Annotated in this window: 22 protein-coding genes and 1 pseudogene; 18 read left to right on the plus strand and 5 right to left on the minus strand. The window is 50.8% G+C overall.

Going from position 1 to position 23,906, the window contains the following annotated elements; all coding sequences use genetic code 11:
* Positions 1–12 precede the first annotated feature (12 nt).
* The 10 genes from A3844_RS05655 (at position 13) to A3844_RS05700 (ending at position 10,129) form a co-directional block, all read left to right on the plus strand.
* Complete coding sequence (locus A3844_RS05655; protein ID WP_074085167.1) at positions 13–261, plus strand: adenine nucleotide alpha hydrolase family protein; 249 nt, start codon at positions 13–15, stop codon at positions 259–261.
* A gap of 32 nt (positions 262–293) precedes the next feature.
* The gene (locus tag A3844_RS05660) at positions 294–3,155 is read left to right on the plus strand and encodes a Na+/H+ antiporter subunit A (protein ID WP_074106852.1); all 2,862 of its coding nucleotides are present in this window, start codon (positions 294–296) and stop codon (positions 3,153–3,155) included.
* Position 3,156: 1 nt separating this feature from the next.
* Positions 3,157–3,492: a Na(+)/H(+) antiporter subunit C gene (locus A3844_RS05665; protein WP_074106853.1), complete on the plus strand. Its 336-nt coding sequence runs from the start codon at positions 3,157–3,159 to the stop codon at positions 3,490–3,492.
* Positions 3,489–4,964 (plus strand): Na+/H+ antiporter subunit D, encoded by a 1,476-nt coding sequence (locus A3844_RS05670; protein ID WP_074106854.1) that lies wholly within the window; start codon positions 3,489–3,491, stop codon positions 4,962–4,964. Before A3844_RS05665 ends, A3844_RS05670 begins: the two co-directional genes overlap by 4 nt.
* A gap of 6 nt (positions 4,965–4,970) precedes the next feature.
* Positions 4,971–5,450: a Na+/H+ antiporter subunit E gene (locus A3844_RS05675; protein ID WP_074106855.1), complete on the plus strand. Its 480-nt coding sequence runs from the start codon at positions 4,971–4,973 to the stop codon at positions 5,448–5,450.
* Positions 5,447–5,740 carry a Na(+)/H(+) antiporter subunit F1 gene (locus A3844_RS05680; protein ID WP_074085172.1) on the plus strand — a complete coding sequence of 98 codons (294 nt, stop codon included), beginning with the start codon at positions 5,447–5,449 and terminating at the stop codon, positions 5,738–5,740. Before A3844_RS05675 ends, A3844_RS05680 begins: the two co-directional genes overlap by 4 nt.
* Positions 5,724–6,101 (plus strand): monovalent cation/H(+) antiporter subunit G, encoded by a 378-nt coding sequence (mnhG, locus tag A3844_RS05685; protein WP_074085173.1) that lies wholly within the window; start codon positions 5,724–5,726, stop codon positions 6,099–6,101. The genes A3844_RS05680 and mnhG overlap by 17 nt, the downstream gene beginning before the upstream one ends.
* A 76-nt stretch (positions 6,102–6,177) precedes the next feature.
* A complete protein-coding gene (locus tag A3844_RS05690) occupies positions 6,178–7,413 on the plus strand; it encodes a cation:proton antiporter (RefSeq protein ID WP_074106856.1) in 1,236 nt (411 codons plus the stop codon).
* Positions 7,414–7,524: 111 nt separating this feature from the next.
* Positions 7,525–8,232, plus strand: a complete 708-nt coding sequence (locus tag A3844_RS05695; RefSeq protein ID WP_074106857.1) for a glycosyltransferase family 2 protein — start codon at positions 7,525–7,527, stop codon at positions 8,230–8,232.
* A gap of 28 nt (positions 8,233–8,260) precedes the next feature.
* A complete protein-coding gene (locus A3844_RS05700) occupies positions 8,261–10,129 on the plus strand; it encodes an LTA synthase family protein (protein WP_074106858.1) in 1,869 nt (622 codons plus the stop codon).
* 65 nt (positions 10,130–10,194) lie between these two features.
* Here A3844_RS05700 and A3844_RS05705 read toward each other — a convergent pair whose 3' ends face one another.
* On the minus strand, positions 10,195–10,668 hold the full coding sequence (locus tag A3844_RS05705) for a MarR family winged helix-turn-helix transcriptional regulator (RefSeq protein WP_074085177.1): 474 nt from the start codon (positions 10,666–10,668) through the stop codon (positions 10,195–10,197).
* A gap of 111 nt (positions 10,669–10,779) precedes the next feature.
* The gene (locus A3844_RS05710) at positions 10,780–11,550 is read right to left on the minus strand and encodes a DeoR/GlpR family DNA-binding transcription regulator (protein ID WP_074085178.1); all 771 of its coding nucleotides are present in this window, start codon (positions 11,548–11,550) and stop codon (positions 10,780–10,782) included.
* Positions 11,551–11,773: 223 nt separating this feature from the next.
* On the opposite strand from A3844_RS05710, the gene A3844_RS05715 reads away from it, so the two are divergent.
* The 7 genes and pseudogenes from A3844_RS05715 (at position 11,774) to A3844_RS05745 (ending at position 19,341) form a co-directional block, all read left to right on the plus strand.
* Positions 11,774–13,540 carry an L-fucose isomerase gene (locus tag A3844_RS05715; protein WP_074106859.1) on the plus strand — a complete coding sequence of 589 codons (1,767 nt, stop codon included), beginning with the start codon at positions 11,774–11,776 and terminating at the stop codon, positions 13,538–13,540.
* A gap of 26 nt (positions 13,541–13,566) precedes the next feature.
* On the plus strand, positions 13,567–15,009 hold the full coding sequence (locus tag A3844_RS05720) for a rhamnulokinase (protein ID WP_074106860.1): 1,443 nt from the start codon (positions 13,567–13,569) through the stop codon (positions 15,007–15,009).
* 3 nt (positions 15,010–15,012) lie between these two features.
* The gene (locus tag A3844_RS05725; protein ID WP_074106861.1) at positions 15,013–15,663 is read left to right on the plus strand and encodes a class II aldolase/adducin family protein; all 651 of its coding nucleotides are present in this window, start codon (positions 15,013–15,015) and stop codon (positions 15,661–15,663) included.
* Positions 15,664–15,678: 15 nt separating this feature from the next.
* Positions 15,679–16,110, plus strand: coding sequence for an L-fucose mutarotase (gene fucU, locus A3844_RS05730; RefSeq protein ID WP_074085182.1), 432 nt, complete (start codon positions 15,679–15,681; stop codon positions 16,108–16,110).
* Positions 16,111–16,426: 316 nt separating this feature from the next.
* Complete coding sequence (locus A3844_RS05735) at positions 16,427–17,473, plus strand: aromatic ring-hydroxylating oxygenase subunit alpha (RefSeq protein WP_074106862.1); 1,047 nt, start codon at positions 16,427–16,429, stop codon at positions 17,471–17,473.
* Between the two features lie 359 nt (positions 17,474–17,832).
* A pseudogene (locus A3844_RS05740) lies at positions 17,833–18,358 on the plus strand (GNAT family N-acetyltransferase).
* A gap of 74 nt (positions 18,359–18,432) precedes the next feature.
* The gene (locus tag A3844_RS05745) at positions 18,433–19,341 is read left to right on the plus strand and encodes a hypothetical protein (protein WP_074106863.1); all 909 of its coding nucleotides are present in this window, start codon (positions 18,433–18,435) and stop codon (positions 19,339–19,341) included.
* A gap of 293 nt (positions 19,342–19,634) precedes the next feature.
* Here the strand turns inward: A3844_RS05745 and thiD are convergent, their stop codons facing one another.
* The 3 genes from thiD to A3844_RS05760 all read right to left on the minus strand — a co-directional run bounded on the left by thiD (position 19,635) and on the right by A3844_RS05760 (position 22,540).
* A complete protein-coding gene (thiD, locus tag A3844_RS05750; RefSeq protein ID WP_074085186.1) occupies positions 19,635–20,447 on the minus strand; it encodes a bifunctional hydroxymethylpyrimidine kinase/phosphomethylpyrimidine kinase in 813 nt (270 codons plus the stop codon).
* A 108-nt stretch (positions 20,448–20,555) separates the two neighbouring features.
* Positions 20,556–22,007, minus strand: coding sequence for a DUF4850 domain-containing protein (locus tag A3844_RS05755; protein WP_074106864.1), 1,452 nt, complete (start codon positions 22,005–22,007; stop codon positions 20,556–20,558).
* Complete coding sequence (locus tag A3844_RS05760) at positions 22,004–22,540, minus strand: RNA polymerase sigma factor (protein WP_074106865.1); 537 nt, start codon at positions 22,538–22,540, stop codon at positions 22,004–22,006. The genes A3844_RS05755 and A3844_RS05760 overlap by 4 nt, the downstream gene beginning before the upstream one ends.
* Positions 22,541–22,720: 180 nt before the next feature.
* Between A3844_RS05760 and A3844_RS05765 the strand changes: the two genes are divergently transcribed.
* A complete protein-coding gene (locus A3844_RS05765; protein WP_074106866.1) occupies positions 22,721–23,833 on the plus strand; it encodes a glycosyltransferase in 1,113 nt (370 codons plus the stop codon).
* The last annotated feature ends 73 nt before the right edge of the window (positions 23,834–23,906 follow it).

The following is a 23,906-nucleotide window of genomic DNA, read 5'->3' on the forward strand; positions in this document are numbered from 1 at the left end:
GGAGGAAGAGGGATGACCCTTAGACCGAGCAGCGAAAGCATTATGGTATGTGTCCACTATGGCCCGCACGGACAGCGGCTGATTCAAAGAGGAAGCCAGTTATCTAAGTTGCTCAGCGCTCCTTTATGTGTGCTCACCGTAGATTCGTCTAAGGATAATGAGTACAACCATGAGAAGGAGCAATATCTCTCCGGGTGGGAGACGGGTGAAGCGCAGTATTTGCGGATTGTGCAAGGTGTCTGGGTAAAGCCGGGCAAATAGATTACTTAAGTGAAGAGGGGGAGTGCTAAGCTGTGCTGCATGCTGTGATCTTGATTCCATTTCTGCTGGCTGTTCTGATCCCGCTCGTTAAGCGTATTCCGCATCTTCATGCAGGTTGGGCAGTGCTACCTGTTCCAACGCTTCTTTTTGCATATTTCCTGATGAAGGTGCCGGACATTCAAGCTGGGGAACCTACGGTTGCCACGGTATCCTGGATGCCTTCACTGGGAATGGATATTACCCTGGTGCTGGATGGACTGAGTCTGGTATTCGCCCTGTTGATCACAGGGATGGGGGCTCTCGTAGTTCTATATTCCATCTATTATCTCGATAAGCGGATGGAATCGATCCGTAACTTCTATATGTATCTGCTTATGTTCATGGGAGCGATGCTTGGTGTAGTGTTGTCTGACAACCTGATGGTGCTCTACGGGTTCTGGGAGCTGACCAGTATTACTTCGTTTCTGCTGATTGCCTTCTGGCACCGCCGGGAAAGATCCCGCTATGGAGCACTCAAATCGATGCTGATCACCGTGTTCGGCGGACTGGCGATGTTTGCAGGATTCAACCTGCTCTATGTGATGAGCGGAACCTACAGCATCCGTGAGATTATCGTGCAAGCCGGCCAGTTGTCTGCGGAACCGATGTTCCTTCCGGCCATGCTGCTGATCCTTTTGGGGGCCTTTACCAAATCGGCGCAATTTCCGTTTCACATCTGGCTTCCTGATGCGATGGAGGCGCCGACTCCGGTCAGTGCATATCTCCATTCGGCAACGATGGTCAAAGCCGGCCTGTATCTGGTTGCGCGGCTTACTCCTGTATTTGCCGGAAACCTGGAATGGTTCTGGCTGGTCTCACTGGTCGGACTCGTTACTCTCTTGTATGGCTCGTTCAAAGCTATCAAGCAAACGGATCTGAAGGCCATGCTTGCCTTTTCTACCGTCAGTCAGCTGGGTTTGATCATGTGCTTGCTGGGACTGGGCTCTGCCGCAGCCTTTTTCTCCGGTACAGAGGAGTCAGTATTCTATTCGATGGCCACAGCGGCAGCTGTCTTTCATCTGATCAACCATGCCGTGTTCAAGGGAACCCTGTTTATGGTGGTTGGGATTGTAGACCATGAGACGAATACAAGGGATCTGCGTAAGCTGGGAGGCTTAATGTCCCTCATGCCGGTCACCTTTTCCGTGGCGCTCATTGGAGCCTTTTCCATGGCCGGGCTTCCGCCGTTCAGCGGCTTCCTGAGCAAGGAAATGTTCTTCACCGCCGTGATGGATATTCGTCAGCTGGATATTTGGAGTACACAGTCCTGGCTTGTGCTTATTCCCGTCATTGCCTGGATAGCGAGCGTATTTACCTTTGTGTACAGCATGATTCTGGTCTTCAAAACGTTCACCGGCAAGCTGCAGCCCGAGAAGCTGGATAAAGTGCCGCATGAAGCTCCGCGGGGGCTGTTGTTCTCCCCGGTACTGCTTGTTTCCCTGGCTGTCTTCTTTGCCTTCTTCCCGGACCTGCTGAGCTCATCCTTAATTGAACCGGCAGTAGCTTCGATTCAATACGGGCTGTTGCCGCCGGAGAAGAGTCTCCATGTCCCGATTCATTTCTGGCATGGCTGGACACCGGAAATCTTCATGACTCTGGGTGTGATCGCTGCCGGTATGCTGTTGTATAGAGGCTATGGAAGATTGCGGATACTGGATCGTGAGTGGAGTGGAAGGGATTCGCTTAACCGCATGTATGATCTTGGACTTCGCGCCTTAGAAGGCGGGTCAGCCCGCATCACCAATCTGTATATGACTGGTAGCAACCGGAATTATCTGCTGTATATCTTCGGGTTTTTCATTATTGCCCTCGGGAGTACATTGCTAGGAGCACAGGGGATCACCCTGGGAATGAAGGATTACGCTCCAATCTCCATATACGAAGTGGCAGTAGTTGCGGTCATGTTGGTTGCCGCCATCGCTGTCCTCTTTGCCAAGTCGAGAGTCAATGCCATTCTATTCACAGGTGCAGTGGGCTACATGGTAACCTTGCTGTTTGTGATCTTCCGTGCTCCAGATCTTGCCTTGACACAAATGATTGTGGAGACGGTGTCGGTGATCCTGTTCCTGCTGTGTTTCAAATATTTGCCGAAGCTGAAGCAGGAGAAGGAGAAAGAGAAAGCTTCCTTCAAATGGCTGAATCTTATCCTCGCTGCAGGTGTCGGACTGACGATGACACTGGTCGCACTGGCGGCGATGGGCAGCAGCCCATTTGCTCCGATCTCGGAATTTTTCCTGAACGAAAGCTATTCCCTGGCCGGGGGCAAAAATGTAGTGAATGTTATCCTGGTAGATTTCAGAGGTTTCGATACCTTGTTCGAAATTATGGTTCTTGGCGTGGCGTCCCTTGGAATTTATGGACTGGTTAATCTGAGAATGGAGCCAGGGGCTATACAGGTGAAGAAAAGTAAACCGGCAGCCTATTGGTTTCCGCTGCGCAGCAATGATGTGATTCTGCGTACGATGTCCAAGGGAATTGTATTAATCATTCTTACCTTCTCGCTGTATTTATTCTTTGCCGGACATAATCATCCGGGCGGCGGCTTCATTGGTGCCCTGATGACGTCTGCCGGCTTGATTCTGATGGCGATTTCACTGGGAATTGAACCCGTCCGCAAATTTCTTCCGGTCAATTACCGTATTCTCACAGCGGTGGGGCTGCTGATTGCTATACTAACAGCGGCTGGTTCCTTTGCTTTTGGAGCGCCATTCCTGAGCCATTCCTTTGGCCATTTTGATCTGCCGCTGCTAGGGGATACAGAGCTTGCGACAGCCGTTCTGTTCGATCTCGGAGTCTATCTGGCGGTCGTCGGCGTGACGATGAACATTATCTTTACCATAGGAGGGGATGAGTGAAATGGAATGGATGATGGCTGTAGCGGTTGGTATTTTATTTACGGTCGGTGTGTATTTGATTTTATCCAAAACCCTGCTGCGGATTGTACTCGGTACTTCCTTGCTTACTCATGGCGTCCATCTGCTTCTTCTGACTATGGCTGGACTAAAAAAAGGGGCAGCACCCGTACTGGGTAACGAGGCGGAAGCCTATGCAGATCCATTGCCGCAGGCGCTGATTCTGACATCCATCGTGATCAGCTTCGGTGTAACAGCCTTCTTCTTTGTGCTTGCCTACCGTGCTTATCAGGCACACGGGACGGATGACATGGATTCTGTCCGGGAGGAGGAACAATGAATAATCTCTTGGTTCTGCCGATTCTTATTCCCTTGTGCACCGCTGTTATTCTGATGTTTCTGAAAGAACAGGTGCTGCTGCAGCGGTTCATAAGCATATTCAGCGGCATTCTGAATCTCGTTCTATCCTGTGTACTGGTTTCCCGTATCCACGAGAAGGGGATACAGACTTTACATATGGGCGGCTGGGCTCCGCCTTATGGCATTGTCCTGGTGGGAGATATGTTTGCAGCGCTGTTAGTACTCACGGCTTCAGCCGTGAGTCTGGGGATTCTGCTCTATTCTTTCACCAGCATTGGTCCGGAGCGGGAAAGGTTCTATTACTATTCATTCTTCCATTTTCTGCTCGTAGGTGTATACGGTTCATTCCTGACAGGTGACATCTTCAATTTGTTCGTCTTTTTTGAAGTCATGCTGATCTCGTCTTACGCGATGATCTCCCTGGGCGGAACGAAACATCAGCTTCGGGAAACCGCAAAATATCTCTTGGTCAACATTGTCTCTTCAACCCTCTTTGTAGCGGCTGTCGCCTATCTGTATGCGGCAGTGGGTACACTGAACATGGCCCAGTTGTCCCAGCGCATAGCTGAGACCGGACAAAGCGGTGTTCTGAATGTGATCGCTGTGCTGTTCCTGACCGTTTTCGCTCTGAAGGCCGGGCTGTTCCTTTTTTTCTGGCTCCCCGGCGCTTACAGTGCGCCGCCTGCCGCGGTCCGTGCCTTATTTGGAGCACTTTTGACCAAAGTGGGGCTGTACGCGATTATTCGGACGTTTACGCTTATTTTTACTGGTGATCCTCATTTTACGAACGGCTGGATCGCCTGGATGGCGGCGGCTACCATGATTCTGGGCGCAATGGGTGCTGTCGCCTATAATGATATCCCTCGCATCCTGAATTATAACGTCATTATCAGTGTGGGTTTTATTGCCTTCGGCTTATCCGCGGGAACACCGGATGCGCTCGATGGAACGGTCTATTATCTGCTGCATGATATGCTGGGCAAGGGTCTCATGTTCATTCTGGGAGGGTTGATCATTGCCGCTGCGGGCACGGATCGGTTATCTAGCATGGGGGGGCTGATCAAACGTTATCCTTTGCTGGGCTGGAGTTTTTTCGCGCTGGCACTAACGCTTGCCGGCATCCCGCCCTTCAGCGGCTTTCCCGGCAAAGTGCTGATCATCCGGGGAGGACTGGATTCGGGTATGCTGACGTTATCTCTTATCGGGCTAGGCTCCAGTCTGCTTGTGCTGTACTCACTGATCAAAGTATTCAGGCTGGCCTTCTGGGGTAATCCACCGGACAGGGAACTGCCCAAAGTAAATCTAAAAGGCGGAACGGCGGTAGCAGCCGGACTCTTCGTTCTGGTCATCGTTATGGGCCTTGGAGCGGAATGGGTGAATACGTATGTATCTCAGGCAGGGGAAGTGCTTGGTTCCCCCCGGCTCTATATTGAAGCTGTATTGAAGGAGTAGATGAAGATGGCTGTTCAAATCTTATTAAACCTGATAACTGCGTTTCTGTGGATGATGCTGATCGGCGACGGCTCAGGCTCAAGTTTTGTCATTGGCTATCTGCTGGGGTGCGGACTTCTGATGGTATTGCACAATTTCCTGCCCAAACCGCTCTATTTGAAACGCGTGTGGTCCATTATGAAGCTGCTGGCGCTGTTCCTGCGGGAACTGGTGTTATCCAGCTTCGCGGTCATCCGGCAAATTCTCCGGCCCAGACTGACAATCCGCCCGGGGATCTTCGCTTATGAAACCGCACTGAGCTCTGACTTTGAGGTTACGCTGCTGTCCTGCCTCATTTGTCTGACACCAGGGACGCTTACACTAGAAGTCTCGGGCAGCGGCCAGACCCTCTACATTCATGCCATGGATATTGAAGATGCCGGCCAGCTCTCCCGCCAGATCCAGGGAACCTTTGAAAAAGCGATTATGGAGGTGACCCGGCTATGATTTCTGTCCTGCTTCAACTTGCGCTGATTATTCTGGCATTAGCTATGCTGGCCTGCCTGTACCGGCTGGTTCAGGGACCGACCCGGTCAGACCGGATTGCTGCCCTTGATACCATCGGTATTCATCTGCTGGCCGTGATTGCGGTGCTGAGCATACAGCAGAAGACTGAGGATTATATTGAAATTGTCCTTGTGATTGGGATTCTGACCTTTATCGGAACAACCGCATTAGCAAGATATATTGAAAGAGATGCGGTTATTGAGCAGGGGGGTGATGAGCTTGATCGGTGAGCTGCTGATTGGGGTTTTGGTGCTAATGGGTGCAGTGTTTTGCGGGCTTGGCGCGTTTGGGCTGGTCCGGCTGCCGGATGTCTACTTACGGTCCCATGCCGCGACCAAAAGTGCTACGCTGGGCGTATTGTGTGTGCTGACAGGAGCCTTTCTATTTTTTTTCTTCTATATAAATATAGTCAGTATTAAGCTGCTGCTGGCGATTGTGTTTGTCTTCATCACCTCCCCGGTTGCCGGTCATCTGAATGGCCGGGCGGCTTACCGCTCCGGTGTGCCTTTATGGAAGGGAAGCGTGCAGGATGACCTGAAGCCGGTATTGGAGAAGAACGGGACGAATCAGTCCGGTTCTAAGAATGAATAAGTGTATCCGATAGATGTACTGAAGTATAATCTAAGAAACTTGGTGTGGGTTCGAAAATTGTAAAATGGGGTGCCGTATGAATCACTTCGATGAAACATTTATCCAGGTCCTGATCCTGCTTGCTATATCCATCGGCGTTATTGCGGTTGCAAAAAAGGTCAATCAACCATACTCTATTGCACTGGTCATGGTAGGACTTTTTCTGGGGTTGGTTCGTGTCCCAGTACTGGAGGATGCAGAAGTTTTTATTACACAATCTCACGTGTTTCAGGCAATTATTATCTCATTATTCCTTCCTATTCTCCTGGGAGACGCAACCCTCAAGCTGCCTTTTTCCCATCTGATGGATCAGCGTAAGCCGGTGCTGGCTTTGGCTTTTGGCGGAACCTTGTTGTCTTTTCTCATTATCGGCTTGTCGGTATATTGGGGTTTGGGACTTCCGCTGATTGTGTCCTTTACCTTTGCAGCGTTGATGAGCGCAACGGATCCCATCAGCGTGATTTCGATCTTCAAATCACTGGGCGTCCCCAAGAATATTGTGACCATCATCGAAGGGGAATCGCTGTTTAACGACGGTATTGCGGTTGTGCTGTTCCAGATTTCATCCGTATACCTGCTGTCTTACATGGAGATGGGCTGGGCGGGAATCGGCAGCGGAATATTGCTCTTTCTGAAGTTTGCACTGGGGGGCATTCTGATCGGTGCCATTATGGGCTATATATTTTCCCAGCTGATCCGCCTGTATGATGACTTTCCGCTGGAGATTGGCTTTTCCATGCTGCTGTTCTTTGGGAGCTATTTCATTTCAGAGCATTTTGAGGTCTCGGGTGTTATTGCTGTAGCGGTAAGCGGGCTGATCTTTGGCAATTATGGAGCACGGGTCGGCATGTCAGAGACTACGAAGACGAACATTAATTCCTTTTGGGATGTGATCACCCTCGTAGCGAATTCCCTGATCTTCCTGATGATTGGCCTGGAAATTAAGAATATTAACTTCTCCGATAAGTGGGGGCTTATTCTCGCTGCGATTGTGATCGTACTGCTGGGTAGAACGATAGCGCTCTACACAAGCCTTGCTGCTCTTAGAAACTTCCCGGGTTCCTGGAAAAGTGTGTTGAATTGGGGCGGCTTGAAGGGAAGCTTGTCCATTGCACTTGCCCTGAGTCTGCCTATGTCCTTTGAAGGAAGGCAGGATATATTGGTACTGACGTTCAGTGTTGTGCTGTTCTCATTACTGGTCCAAGGACTGTCGATCAAGCCGCTGGTGAAAAAACTTGGATTAACCCAGGACGTACATCCCACACAAAAATAGGTTGATAACCTAAGTACTTTGTGATTTAATGCAGTAGTGGTATTGATACAGTTGTCGGAGAAGTCCATGTGGTTAGAAAAATGAGAGATCCATGTACCGGGGTGGTTCGGTTTGATCAGACTATCTGTAGTCGCAGCACTATATAATAAAGAGAACAGTATCCGTCAGCTCTATGACAGCATCAAGAATGCAATGGAGAGCCGGACAGAAAGCTATGAGATTGTGTTCGTCAACGACGGCAGCAGGGACCGCAGTGTTGGCATTCTGGATGAGATCGCCCGGTCCGATTCAGCGGTGAAGGTCATCCATTTCGAGAAAAATTGCGGCCAGACGGCAGCGATCTGGGCGGGAATGAAAGCCTCCGGCGGAGAGCTTATCGCTCTGCTTGATGCGGATATGCAGACTGATCCCAGGGACATTTTCAGGCTGATGCCCTTCATTGAACGGGTGGATTTCGTGAATGGCAAGCGGATGGACCGTAAAGCCCCGCTGCTCCGAAGGACGCTGCTAAGACTCATCAACGGGATAAGGAATTTTCTCACCGGTGATAGCCTGTATGATGCGCAGTGCCCCATGAAGCTGATGAGACGTGAAGTGGCGGAGAGCTTCCATTTATACAGCGGGATGCACCGGTATTTGCCGACGCTCGCGAAGATGAACGGCTTTTCCGTGATTGAGGTGTCGGTGAGCCATCAGGGGGGAAGGGACGGAGGTTATCGTTACGGTGCTTTCAACCGAATCTTTGTAGGCTTCATGGACGCGGTTGTTATCGGCAGATTGCAGAAGAGGGTTATCCACTACCGCATCAAAGGGGATTAATTTTTTGTGAAAGGAAATGAATTGTTTCATGAAGAAATCATTGAATAGCATTTTAAATCGGCCGATTCTCTTGTTCAGCTTCGTGCTTCTGCTCAAAAGTGCCGTGGCCTGGTTTGTCGTGTTCAGCGACGGTCCGAACTGGAGTATGGTCATTACCGAAATTCCTTTTTTCATTATTGTGTTCAGTCTGATTGAATGGCTGTCTTCCAAACGGAAGATCTTGTATTATATGATAGCCAATTTGTTCATTACGGTTATTTATTTTTCCGTCCTGATGTATTACAAGTATTATGGCGTGATTGCCACCTACCATGCTCTGCAGCAAGCGGATAAGGTTACCAAGGTCGGAGAGAGCACGTATTCTCTGATCACCCCGTATTATCTGTTTATCTTTGTGGACATTGTCTTCTTCCTGCTCTTTATGTTCCGTCCCAAATATATTGCCAAGTGGAAGGAAAGAGGCACATACCGGATCAGCCGTCCTGTTCTGCTTGGTGCGACCGCCGTTTCTCTCGCGTTGTGCTTCTTCAATATCTGGCCCAACCACGCAAGCATGAACGAGATCAAAAAAGCGGAAAGCATGGGAATCCTGAATTATGAGGTGTATACGCTGTTTGCGGACAGCGCAGAGAAGGAAACGCTTATTGACAGCAAGGAGATTACCCAGCAGGCGGTGGATACCATTAAGGGTACTGAAACACCGCAGTCACCGAAGTACCTGGGAGCCGATAAGGGCAAAAATCTGATCGTAGTCCAGATGGAATCGTTCCAGAACTTTCTGATCGGACTGACCATTGACGGTCAGGAGATTACGCCGAACATCAACAAGCTGGCGCACAGCAATACGTACTTCAACAATTTCTACACCAATGCGGGTCAGGGTACAACTTCGGATGCCGAGTTCGTGGTGAACTCCTCATTTTATGTGCCGAAGAACGAACCTGCAACATCATCGCCCTATATGAAAAAATCCGTGCCCAGCCTGCCGAAGCTACTGAGTGCGAACGGTTATTTTACGACTACTTTCCATACGAACAGTGTGGAATTCTGGAACCGCAAAGACTTGTACAAAGCGATAGGCTTTGATAAATATTATGACCAGTCATTCTTTGGGGATGATGACCATATCGCGTTCGGGTCTTCGGATGAGGTGCTTTTCGCCAAAACGGTACCTGAGCTGGCTGTACTTGATGCCAAGGATCAGCCGTTCTATGCAATGGTCATTTCCATGAGTGCACATCATCCTTTCCGGCTTCCTGAGGAAAAGTTCAAGATGAAGCTGCCGGAACGTTATCAGGGGACGCTGCTGGGTGACTATATTCAGGCTCAGAATTATGCGGACTATGCGATGGGGCAATTTCTGGAGGAACTAAAGACCAGCGGACTGTGGGATGACAGCCTGATTGTATTCTACGGGGATCACCAGGGTGTGCCGATGTATACGCTTGGCAATGATGAGAAGGATCTGTTGAAAGAAATGATCGGACATGAATACGGTTATACGGATATGTTCAATATTCCGTTCATCGTTCACTCGCCAAGCGGCTCACTGCCTCCGGTCATTGACCGGACAGGCGGACAGATTGACATCCTGCCAACAGTGTCCAATTTGCTGGGAGTGCCGCTGCAGAACCAGCTGCATTTCGGTGAGGATCTGCTGAACTCCACGTCCAACCTGATCCCGTTCCGGCATTTCCTGCCTACAGGTTCCTTCGTGAATAACACGAGCATCTATCTGACGGGGAATGATTACGAGGATGGAAGCAACTACAGTCTAAATGATAATTCGGTGACCCAAGGCGGCTCCACAGAAGCGCAGTTCGAAGCTGCGGAGCGGCTGCTGAACATGTCGAACAGCTATTTGATGCAGCTTCCAGACCGGCCGGATCAGCAGTAACCCGGAACAGTAAGTATAGGGCTTGCCCTGTACTTGCTGTTTTTTTGTGCTAAAAATATAGGTTATCAGTCCTCAAGCTGCCCGTTGATTTCTTCGAAATAGTGATAGACCCCATTCAAAAGCTCGATAAGCGTTTCGCTCCGTTCCTTGCCGAGATAGTCAATCATCCCCTTGAACGTGTCGCGGATTCTGTCAACAGCGGCGTCGGCACAGCGTTCGCCTTTGTCAGTCAATGCAATCCCGCTGACCCTTTTATCCAGGGCATCGCTGGTGCGGACCACATAACCCTGTGCCAGCAGACTGTTCACCATTTGGGTAATAGTGGGGGAGGTGACCTTATGCATTTTGCTGATATCAGAGATCGTAAGCACTGGCTTGCCGGATTTCTCGGTTCCTAATTTGATCGTAACCAGCACACGAATTTCACTGGGCTTCAGTAGGGTGGGGTTGTTCTTCTGCCAGTTGATTTTGGAGAACTGCTGAAATACAGCCATCAGCTCATCAATGTTATCATATTTGCCTTTTCTGTCTTCGTTCATCGCACACCTCAAAGATCATCTTTCCCTTAATTATAGGTCATCATGTGAAGCAAAGGAATGGAAAGGACAAGAAACTTATGTGAAAAGGAGCTTCGTACCACTGTAGCCGGATTATTCTGCGGGACTGTGGAGAAGTGAGACCTGGTATTTGTTCAGAAACATGCTCCATTCCTCCGAGGGCTTCTCGTCTGTAACGATAAAATCTATCTCGTCAAAGCCGAACAATCGGATAAAAGCAATCCGGTCGAATTTGGAGTAGTCTGCGAGAAGTACCGCTTTGCTGGCCTGCTGGCGCATAAGAATCTTGAGTTCGCTTTCGGCTTCGTTGGAATCGCTTAGTCCGCCTGTCATTGAAAGTGCCTTGCAGCTGAACAATGCGACGTCCACATTATATCTTTGGATGGTGTGGGAGGCGCTCGGCCCGACAAAGGAGTTGGTTTCAGCTCCCAGCACGCCGCCTGTGGAGATCAGCTTGTGCCCGGAATGCTGGAACTCGGACAGGACGACCAGTGAATTGGTGATGATCGTCAGGTTTTTTTTGACTTCGGTAATTTTCTTCAGTGCTTCAAAAGCGGTTGAGCTGGTGTCGGTCATCAGGCTGTCACCATCATTAATAAGCTCCAGGACGTTCGCGGCAATGGCCCGCTTGGCCTCGAGGTTGACCGCATGTCTATGGGAATAGGAAGGGTCCTCGTTGGTGTGAACATTCAGGATGGCGCCGCCATAGCTTTTCTTAGCGATGCCTTCCTTGTCCAGCTTTTCCAAATCTCTGCGGATCGTCTCTTCGGAGACATTGAAGTCCTGCGCCAAATCAGCGACATGGACTTTTTTGTTACGGTAGAGCTTATTGATAATGAGTTCACGGCGTTCAAATGCTCTCACTAAGGCGGACCTCCTGGCATGATTGATCTTTATTTCTATTTTACTATAATCCGAGGGATAAATAAAAGGAAAATCCACATAAGACTCCACATTTATATTGCTAAAACCACATAAACTCACTATAAATGTGTGGATTTATGTTGACATACCTGGTTTATGATTTTATGATAGAGCATATGCAAACGCTTTTATTGTTCTTATCATTCGGAGGAGGTTATATGGCATGACAACTCATTATCCCAAAATCGGAATCCGCCCGACGATTGACGGGAGACGCCGCGGCGTTCGTGAATCACTTGAAGTCCAGACGATGGGTATGGCGGAGCGGGTCGCTGCCTTTTTGAAGGAAAACCTGCATTACCCTGACGGCTCACCTGTGGAATGTGTAATTGCGGATTCCACGATTGGTGGAGTGAAGGAAGCTGCAGCCGCTCAGGCCAAATTCTCAGGCGCGAATGTAGGGGTATCCATTACAGTAACACCCTGCTGGTGTTATGGCTCGGAAACGATGGATATGGATGCGGCGATTCCGAATGCGGTCTGGGGATTCAATGGTACGGAGAGACCCGGCGCGGTCTATCTTGCTGCTGTGCTGTCAGCGTATGCCCAGAAAGGCATTCCGGCTTTTGGGATCTATGGGGAGGATGTGCAGGATTCAGGAAGCGAGGATATCCCGGCTGATGTCCAGACCAAGCTGCTGCGGTTCGCCAAATCGGCGCTTGCCGTTGCTCTGATGAAGGGTACCTCCTACCTGTCGATGGGATCGGTATCAATGGGCATCGCTGGTTCGATTGTGAATGACCAGTTCTTTCAGGAGTACCTGGGCATGCGCAATGAATATATCGATATGTCCGAGTTCGTCCGCCGTTTCGAGGAAGGCATTTACGATCAGGAGGAATTTGCCCGCGCGCTGAAATGGACGAAGGAGAATTGCCGGATCGGCCCTGATAATAACCCTGGACATCTCCAGCTTAGCAGCGAAGAGAAGGAAGCCCAGTGGGAAACCTGCGTCAAGATGGCACTTATCGGCCGTGATCTGATGGTCGGGAATCCGCTGCTTGCAGAGCTTGGATTTGAAGAAGAGGGTCAAGGCCACAACGCGCTTGCAGCCGGCTTCCAGGGGCAGCGTCAATGGACGGACCACTTCCCGAATGGTGATTTCATGGAGACGATCCTGAATTCCTCCTTCGACTGGAACGGCAAGCGCGCTCCTTATATTCTGGCTACGGAGAATGACAGCCTGAACGGCGTGACCATGCTGTTCAATTATCTGCTGACGAATACGGCGCAGATCTTCGCCGATGTCCGCACCTACTGGAGTCCGGCAGCCGTGAAGCGTGTGACCGGATACGAGCTGCAAGACCAGGCAGCTGGCGGCCTGCTCCATCTGATCAATTCCGGATCTGCTGCACTAGACGGTGCAGGTGAACAGACGAGAGAGGGCAAGCCGGTAATCAAACCATTCTGGGAGATCACAGATGAGGAAGTGGAAGCTACTCTGAAGGCAACGGAGTTCCGGGCGGCTTCACAGGAATATTTCCGAGGGGGCGGCTTCTCTACCGATTATCTGACCAAGGGCGGAATGCCTGTAACAATGGCGCGGCTTAATCTGGTCAAAGGACTGGGGCCTGTCCTGCAACTGGTGGAAGGTTATACTGCGGAGCTGCCTGAAGAGGTGCACCGCACGCTGGATGAACGTACAGATCCTACCTGGCCGACCACCTGGTTCGCCCCTATTCTCACCGGAACCGGCTCTTTCAGCTCGGTGTATGACGTGATGAATAATTGGGGAGCCAATCACGGAGCAATCAGCTACGGTCATATTGGTGCAGATCTGATTACACTGGCATCCATGCTGCGCATTCCGGTCAGTATGCATAATGTGGAGGCGTCGCGGATTTTCCGGCCGCGTGTCTGGTCACTGTTCGGGACGGAGAGTCTTGAGGCTGCGGACTACCGGGCCTGCCGCAATTTTGGACCCCTATATTAACTTCTGGAAGCGGGCAGGTGAATGGAATGGGCAAGCGGATAAAACTGCTGGCAGTGGATCTCGGGGCAAGCTCGGGAAGAGTGATCCTCGGCACCTATAACGGAAGCAGCATGGTGACAGAGGAAGTGCACCGGTTTGCCAACACACCGGTGCAGGACAGCGGACATTTATACTGGAATGTCCCGGCTCTGCTTCAGGAGATTAAGCAGGGAATCAAGCTGGCGTGCCAGGCTCACGGAGAAATAACAAGCCTCAGTGTGGATACCTGGGGAGTAGATTACGGCTACTTGGATCATGCCGGGAAGCTGCTTGATTCTCCGTATCATTACCGGGATCAGCGGATGGGGAAATACCGTAATCGCCTGGAGGAGCTGCTGCCGCCTGAGGAGCAGTTCAGGCTTACCGGCAATCAGCCGGACCCGATCAATACTCTTTACCAGCTGTTTGCGGATTTGCAGGAGAACCCGCTGCTTCAGGAGCGTGCTGACCATATTCTCATGATGCCTGACTTGTTCCTGTACCTGCTGTCCGGGACTGCTTCTGCAGAGAAAACCATTCTGAGTACGAGCGGGCTGCTGGACGCCGGTACTGGCGACCCTTCATCTGTGGTTCTCGGCAGGCTGGGAATTCCGGCGGGTCTGATTCCGCTTCGTGTTGAGGCCGGAACGGCCATCGGCAGGCTGCTGCCGGAGCTCTGCGCTGAACTGGGCTGCGGACCCATCCGCGTTATTGCCGGTGCCTCTCATGATACAGCTTCCGCCGTAGCCTCCATTCCATATATGGAGAAGGAAGGGGTAGCGTTTATCAGCTGCGGTACCTGGTCACTCGTTGGCATGGAAACGAAGGCTCCCGTGCTAACCCCGGCAAGCTATAAATATGGCTTCACCAATGAAGGCTGCTATGGCAGCGGGAACCGGCTGCTTAAGAACATTACCGGCCTGTGGCTGCTCCAAGAAACGCGCAGGACCTGGGCGGAAGCGGGTGAAGTGCTGAGCTTCGGGGAGCTTTCCACACTTGCCGGGAACGAGGGGGCGGCACAATCTTTTATCCAACCGAACGATCCGGTCTTCAGTACGCCTGGAGACATGCCGGGACGTATCGCTGAATACTGCCGGAGTACCGGTCAACGGGTCCCAGAGACCAAAGGGGCGATGGTCCGCACGATTCTGGAGAGCCTCGCCCAGTCCTATGCGGCTGCGATCCAAGAGCTGGAAGAAATTACTGGTGAAAAGGTTCGTAAAGTTCATATGGTTGGAGGGGGGATTCAGAATAAGCTCCTCTGCCAGTTGACGGCGGACGCTTCCGGAAGAGAAATTATAGCCGGTCCCGTCGAAGCCAGTGCGCTCGGCAATCTGCTGGTGCAGCTGGCAGCCCTGGGCGAACTGGATTTCAGCCGGGCCGCAGAGATTGTAGCAGCTTCCGAGACCCTGACGGTCTATCGGCCAATAAATGATAATAGAGGAGAATAAACCATGGATGAGCTGGAAAAGAAACTGCGACTGCAAATTTGCGATATCGGAAGGAACTTGTTCAATAAGGATTTTATAGCCTCGAATGACGGCAACATCTCTGCCCGTTTGAGCGGAAATGAAGTGTTAGCTACACCAACTGGGGTCAGCAAAGGCTATCTGGAGCCGCATATGCTGGTCAAAGTCAATCTCGAGGGAGAGATACTAGAAGCACACGAAGGCTACAGACCTTCAACAGAAGTCAAAATGCATTTGCGGATATACCGGGAGCTTCCAGAGATGAACGGGGTAGTGCATGCGCACCCGCCGTTTGGTACTGCTTTTGCCATTAAAGGGGAAGCACTCGACAAAATGATGATGCCGGAATCCGTTATCGCTATGGGTGATATTCCTCTGGCTAAATACGGCACACCTTCTACGGAGGAAGTTCCTGATTCCATCATGCCGTTCCTGGGCAAGAAAACAGCCGTGCTGCTGGAAAGCCATGGCGCACTGTCCTGGGGCAAGGATGTAATGGGTGCATATATGAACATGGAGCGGCTGGAATACACCGCCAAGCTGACCTTTTTAACCCGCATGATTAACGGGGAACGTGAGCTGCCGCCGAACCGGATTGAAGAGCTGGTGGCGCTGCGGTCCTTCTATGGAATGTAAGGAGGGGATCTGAACATGCTGAAGAAAATCCCCAAGCTGCTCTCCCCCGAACTCGTCAAAATCATGATGGAGATGGGCCATGGCGATGAGCTGGTGCTCGCAGATGCCAACTTTCCCGGCCATGCGCTGCATTCCCGGGTGATCCGCTGTGACGGCTTAGGCATTCCTGAGCTGCTGGCTGCGGTTCTGGAGCTGCTCCCGCTGGATCATTATGCGGATCATCAGGCTGCGCTCATGAGTGTCGTTCCAGGAGATCCTACAGTCCCTGTAATCTGGGATACGTATAAGGAAATCATTTCTGGTTTTGATGAGGATGCGCAGATCTCCCATGAAGAACGCTTTGCTTTCTATACCCGCTCACAAAGTGCTTATGCTATTGTAATCACCGGTGAAGAGGCGCTTTACGGTAATGTTATTCTTAAAAAAGGTGTGATTAAGAGCAGTTGATCCCTTTTGACTGTTGGATATGAAGTCAGGAATAATCCTGTCAGTAATGGATTCTCCACGTGAGAATGTATTACTGGCAGGATTTTTTTGGGTTTCACGGCCTGCAGGAGTGGCAGGTGCAAAAACTATTATGTTATGTTTTATGTCATTATGCATAACATTTGAATCGTGTTTTTAGTCAGGAATCCAAAAACAGACGATTTTAGATTGATTTTTTTAGGGGAACAAGATTAAAATATACACAATAAGTTATATAATCTAACATATAATAAATTACCTTAACGGAGTTTATCGGGAGTGGAGAGGTGGAACGAACATGATTGAGGAAAACAAGAAACTGGTGCATGAACTCGAGCTTCCCCGTGACTGCACATTCTCCCCTGAGGACTGGCGGGTCTTAGCTGAATATTGGTACCCGGTCGCCATAGCAGATGAGGTACAGAACAAACCGCTCGCAGTGAAGCTGCTGGATATGAAGCTGGTATGCTACCGAAGTGAGGGTAAAGTGGTCATCGCGCGTGATCTATGTTTCCATCGGGGAGCACCTCTCAGCAAGGGCTGGGTAGAGAATGGCGAAATTGTGTGCCCTTACCACGGGTTCCGCTATAACTGTGAAGGGAAATGTACCGCCGTTCCGGCTCATCCCAGCTCCAAAATCTCACCCAAGCTGAAGCTGATTGTGTATCCGGCCATTGAACGCTACGGCTTGATCTGGACCTGCCTAGGCTCATCACCTGAGCAAATTCCAGCCTTCCCCGGGTGGGAGGATCCGGACTATATGAATATTTTGCCGCCGAGCTTCGATATTGCCGGTTCGTCCGGCCGCCAGATGGAAGGATTCCTCGATGTCTCACATTTCGCTTATGTGCATACGGCAACCTTCGGTGACCGCAACAACACTGAGGTTCCCCAATACAAGGTTAGACGCGAAGGCAGCGAACTGGTTGCGGAATACTGGAGTACGGTCAGCAATTACGGGAAAGGCCAGGAGAACCCGGCACCGGAAGGCTTCATGTGGCTGCGCGAATTCCGTGTGTTCCCGCCGTTTGCGGCTTCGCTTACCGTCTATTTTCCGGATGAAGGCAGACTCAAAATTCTAAACTGTGCTTCCCCGGTATCTGCGCGATATACCCGGCTCTTCTGTCCGATCTCCAGAAACTTCGACAAGAACGCACCGGTACAGGATACGATCAACTTCAACCTGCAGGTCTTCGCAGAAGACGCAGAAATGGTGGAGTCGCAGACTCCGGAGGATCTGCCGCTTGATCTGCAGGCAGAAGCACATATTCCGGCGGACCGAACCTCAATTGCTTACCGTCAGTTGTTAACGGAACTTGGGCTTGGACGGACTTATACTTCATAATCATCGAGTGTAGTTTCATTGTATGATACGATTCCCGGATTCGCAGATTCCCTTCCTGTGCCTGTTCTCCGGAGCAGCGCACAGGAAGGTTTTTTTGTAAATATAGAGTTGGAGCTAGTCTGATGGCCTGATGGCTTGGAGTTAACAAAATGACTAATCCGCCGGTGATAAAAAAAACTGCATTTTTGACGGGAATTCGCTTAGACTTAAGCTGAACGAACCCTGTGACCAGATGAAGCAGAGCATAGAGGTAAAAAAGGATAAAAATAGCTGCTAGCATGGGGAAGCCTCTATTCGATTGCAATAGAATGTAGAGGGGCATAAACATTAACGTGGAGGTAAGGAGCTTGAACAGAGGCATGGCAAATGATTACTGCATCGCAGCAATGGATGAACAGCAGGCCCGGAAAATTGTGAATTGGGACTATGAACCGCCATATTCTATCTATAATATGACAGATGATCCCGAAGACATACAAGAAATGTTGGACGGAACGTATTTCTCGGTGCTTTCCACTGAGGGTGAGCTGGTTGGATTCTTTTGTTATGGACAAAATGCTCAGGTTCCAGGGGGCAGGCTGCAGGGTTTGTACATAGGCGATGATGTATTGGATATCGGGCTGGGGATGAGGCCGGATCTGACAGGAAAGGGGAAGGGGCTCGGCTTTGTACAGGCGGGTTTGGCATTTGGTCAGGCGACATGCACCCTCGGGCTTTAGATTAACTGTTGCTGCTTTTAATCAAAGAGCGTTCACACTCTATACTCAAGCAGGCTTTGTGCGTACTACATCTTTCCTGAACAAGAACGGAGAAACGGAACGGGAGTTCATTATCATGGAGTCGACTGGAGAAAGTAGGTGCATGTCTGATAAAATAGAGAAGTAGAAGCCACAACGATTCCAGACTGTTCCGGCAGCGGCGAAATGCAGGACCGGCATCAACCCAAAGGAGACTTGATTGTGAACGAGAAACTGAAACAAGCCTATGAAAGGTTAGGGTTGCCTGAGACCGTAACCAGAGAGGAATTGGACAAAAGGTTCGATCTGCTGCTTAGACGGCGGCGCTCTTTGACCAATGAAGCGGAAATCGCAGCGTATGAAGAGGATTTTCAAGCCATCAAATTTATACTGGATTCCAGAGACCAGCAGGAAATTCAGGAGGCTGAAGATCAGCGGCTGGCTAAATACGGCAGTCTTGCCGGTGGAGCGCGGAAATGGGAACGCTTTATGCGGCTCTATAAAACACATGTAATTATTTCTATTATCGCGGTAATCGTACTTGTCTTCGCTGGTAATGCGCTGTATAACAACTGGCAGCACAGAAAATATCTGGCCTCCCTGCCGCCGGTTGATGCGAAAATTATGTTCATCGGCAATTTTGGTGTGAAGGACAAGGACGGCAAGATGGACGCTCTGAACCAGGCGATTGTTAATGAGTATCCAGAATGGAAACGGGTGGACACCAGCATTGTATACCTTCCCAAGACCGGCGAGGGTTCCGATACACTGGATATGAACTATATGCAAAAGGCTGTAGTCGAGCTGGCAGCGAACTCACCGGATATTCTGATTCTGGATGAAGCTACACTCAAATGGATCGGCGGCCAGGATGGCTTTCAGAATCTGGAACCGATTCTGGGGGATGGCAAGATCGCCAAGGATGATCCCCGTATGAAATGGGGGAAATTAGGGGAGAGTACCGTGAACGAGCTTTACGCTGTAGATATTACAGACTCGAAATTCGTGTCTTCTCTGCCAATCAACCATAACACCCAGTCGATAGATATTGGAGTGTTGGGCGGAGATAAGCCTAAGGATAAGATCCTTCAATTCGTGAAGCATATTGCCGAGGAAAACACTGGTAAGTAAATTTTCTGCAAAAAATGGGCTATATATGCAAGGAGCGGCACAGCGGTGCCGCTTTTTTGCTTTGTGATGGAGCATCGGGAAATGATAGCGAGTTCCCGATTGAGGAAGGATTTGAATAGTCAATCGCTTGTCAGGTCATTTATCTCATCTATAGATAAATAATAAGAATGGCAGAACTAAAAGGGCATCGCCCTTATGTTCTGCCATTCTTTAAGTATTACAAAAGCTGAAAGCTGTGCAGAATAATCCGCTCCCGCACATAGATGTATTGCTAGTGAAGGCCTCTCGGGGTGTTATCGCTCCAGCCGGTAGCCGCCGTGGAAGACAGGGCCGACATATTGGTTGAATGCGTAACCGCTGCGGATGGCTGCGGAGACGAAATCCTTGGCTTTTGCGACAGCATCATGCACAGACAAGCCGCCTGCCAAGCCGCCTGTGATGGCAGCCGCAAAGGTGCAGCCCGCACCGTGGTTATAGGCTGGTTCGATTTTGGCTGTTTCCAGTACGGTATATTCGGAGCCGTCGAAGAACACATCGATCGCCAGGTCGCCGCCCAGTGCTTTGCCGCCCTTGACAACAACATTCTTCGTGCCAAGCCCATGAATCAGGCGCGCGGCTTCTTTCATCTCGTCAATGGAGGTCAGCTTGCCCAGCCCGGAAAGGACACCGGCTTCGAACAGATTGGGTGTTGCCACCGTAGCCAAAGGAAGCAGCAGATCACGGATGGCATTTGCGCTTTCCGGGTTGAGAACTTCATCTTCTCCTTTGCAGACCATAACCGGATCAATGACCACGTTGGTCTGAAGGTTGTCCTTGATCGCTTTTTCCGCAACCAGCACAATATCTACACTGCCCAGCATTCCGGTCTTCATGGCGTCTACAGGACCGCCTGCGAACACTGTTTTCAACTGCTCCGCAACGATAGCTGCATCAATCGGATAGACATTGTGATGCCAGCCTTTATCCGGGTCCATCGTAACAATAGTCGTCAATGCGCTGAAGCCGTAAGTGCCATACTCCTCAAAGGTTTTGAGGTCGGCCTGGATACCGGCACCTCCGCTGGAGTCACTTCCGGCAATGGTTAGGGTCTTAATGATTTTTGACAAAGCGAACGTCCCCTTCTGGTATATGAATAGGTACTGCGCAACTCTACGACATTATAACAAAAATCATTCCCGGTGTCCGCACTCCGTGTAAGGTTTAGATAGACAGGTCTATTCCTTATCACTGTCCAGGCTGCTTAGCGCTGTCTTGATGGCCTTGTCGTATTGGTAAGGCTCGGCGTTGTCACCGCCCATCCAGTACACCACAAGAAATTTACCGCCTCTGAAGGCATGAGGGTAAATCCGTGCTCCTCCGTCGTAGGTCGTCCGGTTAATCGCAAGCTTCAACGCATCCAGCCCGGCGGCGCATTCCTCGGCATTATCGTAGGTATAGACGGACAGGCGGTCCGAGCGCACCGGAGTATCGGTCTTGTCGATCAGCAGCTCATCCGGCCATCTACCTGCCAGCTCTTTTTTGAACAAATGCTCCTCGGTGTCCAGTACACGGCTCAGCCTCATCCCCCGCTGTTCGAGAACCAGATATAGAGACTCTGTTGTATTTCCCGTATCGCCTGCGGCAGATTCTGTATTCTGGACAGCAGGAAGGAGAAGAGGACCATGATAAGTTGTGAAATAACTCAATATGGTATCGATCATGTCCTGTCCGAATGAGCCGGGTGAGGCGGTCAGCTCCAGCTTGCGGAAAAGGTAACCCCATTCCCCCTCTTCATAGTAGGCGGCTCCATCCGCCTGATATCCCTTTGCTTCCGCAGCTACTGTATACCGCACGGTCCGGGCATCCGGACCTTCGGCTCCCATCACCTGCTGCCGGGTGAATTCCCGGGGGGCAATGGTCATTCCATAATCATCTGCCCAATCGGCTTTGCCGGGGATATATGTGCCGATATCACCCACGGCGCAGCCTTGGCATCCCCAGGCGTTATCCGAATATTGCAAGGTCCGCTGCGGATCTTCCGGATCTTCAAAGGTGACACCATAGGAGCCGTTGGCTCCGGTGATAGCCGATGCGGTCCAGCCTGCAGGTGCCAGCAGGATATATGCACTGCCGGTATCGGCCCGGAAGATGAGTGCCGCCTGAAGTTTGCCTTCCATGTCCGGAGGAAGCGGGTAAGTCATGTCTGGCAGCGGCGGTAAAGTTACATGGGTCTCGCCGCCCTCCAGAGCTGGAACGGAGAACATAGCAGTTAGCGGGAGGGATATTTCTGACTGCCCCTCTTCCGAAGAAGGGAAGGAGACCGTTGCTGCATAGTTGCTGGCAATACCAACTGCCCGGTCCTTGTTAGGGCTCCTTTGAGTGCTGCCCGCCGGGGCGTCCTCCAACACTCCGTTGTCCTGTGGAGTGACGGCCGGAGTGACAGCCGGAGTGACAGCCGCAATGGTGGATTGGGCAGATTTGCCGGGCTCCCAGCTGCTGTAACCCAGCCATAAGATTATTGCGGCTAGCGGCAGCATCACAGCTGCGTAGCTCCAGCTTCTGAACCGCTTGTGTTGCTGTATTCTCAGGTGTTCTTCGACATTCTGTCTCATTTGCGGCGTGAATTGTGTACCGTCAAAAGGCTTCTCCTTCAATTGTTTTTCCCAATCCTCAGGTGATGTGCTCATGATCTTCCCAGCTCCTTCTCCCAGCATTCGTTCGCTTGTTGCCTTGCCCGGTGCAGTCTCGATTTGGCCGCAGAGAGCGAGATTCCCAGTAGTCCGGATAATTCCTCCATACTCAGCCCATAGTGGGCGTAGAGCATCAGTACCTCTCTATACTTGCGGGGCAACTGCAGGACTATCCTCCATACCTCACTGCTCAGGGATTGCTGCAAAAACACCTCTTCGGCAGACGGGCTGGAAGAATCTTTGCCAATCTGATCCTGCAGGGTTACCCGCCGGATAAAGCTGCTGCTTCGGTAGGTGAGCCAACGGGTTCGGGTAATCTGCAGCAACCAGGTTCTGACCGCGGCTTCACCGCGGAAGGTATTCATATATTTGTAGGCCCGGATGAAGGTCTCCTGGGCAATATCATCGGCGGCGCTTCTGCTGCGTGCCAGGTAATAGGCATAGTTCCATACATCTTCGCCATAATGCTCCATCAGTGTCTGTAATGCGGCGGCGGTCATGGTGGCCGATTCATTCGTTACGATAGACATGCTGTCCCCCCTTGTTCTCTACTGTATTGACCCCTGCATTCCAGGAAAAGTTTCTTTTTTTGGTAAAAAATATTACGCCAAAAAATTGGCGCAGGCCAAAGAGAGCTGTGGGTTAGAGGAGGGGTTCCAATCGGCTCCATTCGCATATCCATATAGAAGTATAACGTTTAGGAGGCTGCCATGATTGAAATCAGCTTATGCATGATCGTCCGCAACGAAGAGAACAGCCTGCCCCGCTGCTTATCTTCGGTAGCATCCATCGTGGATGAGATCATTATCGTTGATACGGGGTCAACAGACCGGACCCAAGAAATCGCCGCGTCCTTTGGTGCGGTAATTTATGATTTTACCTGGATTGAGGATTTCTCGGCGGCCCGTAACTTTGCCTTCAGCAAGGCCACCAAGGATTATATTCTGTGGCTGGATGCTGATGATTATCTGAAAGACAGAGATCAGGAGCTTTTTAGAGCACTCAAGCACAGCCTTCCGGAGCATGTCGACAGTGTAAATATGCCGTATAATCTGGCCTTCGATTCCGCAGGCCATGTGATTACGTCACTCCGCCGCAACCGGCTGGTCCGCCGCAGCTGTAATTTCAAGTGGATAGGGCCGGTGCATGAGTACCTGGAGGTCTATGGGCCATCCTTCAGCAGTGATGTCTGTATCACCCATGATAAAGACAAAGCTTTTACGGACCGTAATCTGCGGATCTACCAGAAACGGGCCGCTGCCGGGGAGGTATTCTCACCACGCGACCAGTTCTACTACGCCAATGAGCTACGCGACCACGGGAGGAATGAGGAAGCTTGCGAATACTACAATCTTTTTCTGAAAGGGGGCCTGGGCTGGGTCGAGGATAATTACCAGGCCTGCCTTCGTCTGGCTGAGTGCATGGAACGGCTGGGGAATAAGGAGGGGGCTTTTGAAGCACTTTGCCTGACTCTGAAAGTTGACAAGCCACGGCCCGAATTCTGCTGCAGGCTGGCGGCATGGCACTTGGAGAAGAACCAGCTGCTGATGGCAATCTACTGGTATGAGCTGGCTGTAATGCTGCCACGGAACAGTGATTCCATGGGGATGCGGAATGAAACCTATAGCACCTGGCTCCCGAATCTGCAGCTGGCCTTATGTTATGATCGGCTCGGACAACATGAGAAGGCAAACCGGTTCAATGAAACGGCACTTCGTTATCACCCCACCCATCCCAGCATGCTGTTCAACCGGAATTATTTCAAAAACCTGCTCGGTAACAAATATGTTGAGCATGAGCCATTTTCAGATCAGGCCGAATAAGAGTGGCTTGCCTTCCTGAAGTGCTCCGCCCAACCTGGCTGCCGATTTCCCCAAACACACAAATCCCACTTGA

Source organism: Paenibacillus helianthi (genome assembly GCF_001909055.1).
GTDB lineage: Bacteria > Bacillota > Bacilli > Paenibacillales > Paenibacillaceae > Paenibacillus_AQ > Paenibacillus_AQ helianthi.

Excerpts from the sequence above, each read along its gene's own strand:
- A3844_RS05720 (WP_074106860.1), top strand. The coding sequence starts at position 13,567 with ATGGGCAAGCGGATAAAACTGCTGGCAGTGGATCTCGGGGCAAGCTCG.
- A3844_RS05655 (WP_074085167.1), top strand. The coding sequence starts at position 13 with ATGACCCTTAGACCGAGCAGCGAAAGCATTATGGTATGTGTCCACTAT.
- A3844_RS05700 (WP_074106858.1), top strand. The coding sequence starts at position 8,261 with ATGAAGAAATCATTGAATAGCATTTTAAATCGGCCGATTCTCTTGTTC.
- mnhG (WP_074085173.1), top strand. The coding sequence starts at position 5,724 with ATGAGCTTGATCGGTGAGCTGCTGATTGGGGTTTTGGTGCTAATGGGT.
- A3844_RS05715 (WP_074106859.1), top strand. The coding sequence starts at position 11,774 with ATGACAACTCATTATCCCAAAATCGGAATCCGCCCGACGATTGACGGG.
- A3844_RS05760 (WP_074106865.1), bottom strand. The coding sequence starts at position 22,540 with ATGTCTATCGTAACGAATGAATCGGCCACCATGACCGCCGCCGCATTA.
- A3844_RS05680 (WP_074085172.1), top strand. The coding sequence starts at position 5,447 with ATGATTTCTGTCCTGCTTCAACTTGCGCTGATTATTCTGGCATTAGCT.
- A3844_RS05675 (WP_074106855.1), top strand. The coding sequence starts at position 4,971 with ATGGCTGTTCAAATCTTATTAAACCTGATAACTGCGTTTCTGTGGATG.
- A3844_RS05765 (WP_074106866.1), top strand. The coding sequence starts at position 22,721 with ATGATTGAAATCAGCTTATGCATGATCGTCCGCAACGAAGAGAACAGC.
- A3844_RS05690 (WP_074106856.1), top strand. The coding sequence starts at position 6,178 with ATGAATCACTTCGATGAAACATTTATCCAGGTCCTGATCCTGCTTGCT.
- A3844_RS05725 (WP_074106861.1), top strand. The coding sequence starts at position 15,013 with ATGGATGAGCTGGAAAAGAAACTGCGACTGCAAATTTGCGATATCGGA.
- A3844_RS05665 (WP_074106853.1), top strand. The coding sequence starts at position 3,157 with ATGGAATGGATGATGGCTGTAGCGGTTGGTATTTTATTTACGGTCGGT.
- A3844_RS05705 (WP_074085177.1), bottom strand. The coding sequence starts at position 10,668 with ATGAACGAAGACAGAAAAGGCAAATATGATAACATTGATGAGCTGATG.
- A3844_RS05755 (WP_074106864.1), bottom strand. The coding sequence starts at position 22,007 with ATGAGCACATCACCTGAGGATTGGGAAAAACAATTGAAGGAGAAGCCT.
- A3844_RS05735 (WP_074106862.1), top strand. The coding sequence starts at position 16,427 with ATGATTGAGGAAAACAAGAAACTGGTGCATGAACTCGAGCTTCCCCGT.
- fucU (WP_074085182.1), top strand. The coding sequence starts at position 15,679 with ATGCTGAAGAAAATCCCCAAGCTGCTCTCCCCCGAACTCGTCAAAATC.
- A3844_RS05670 (WP_074106854.1), top strand. The coding sequence starts at position 3,489 with ATGAATAATCTCTTGGTTCTGCCGATTCTTATTCCCTTGTGCACCGCT.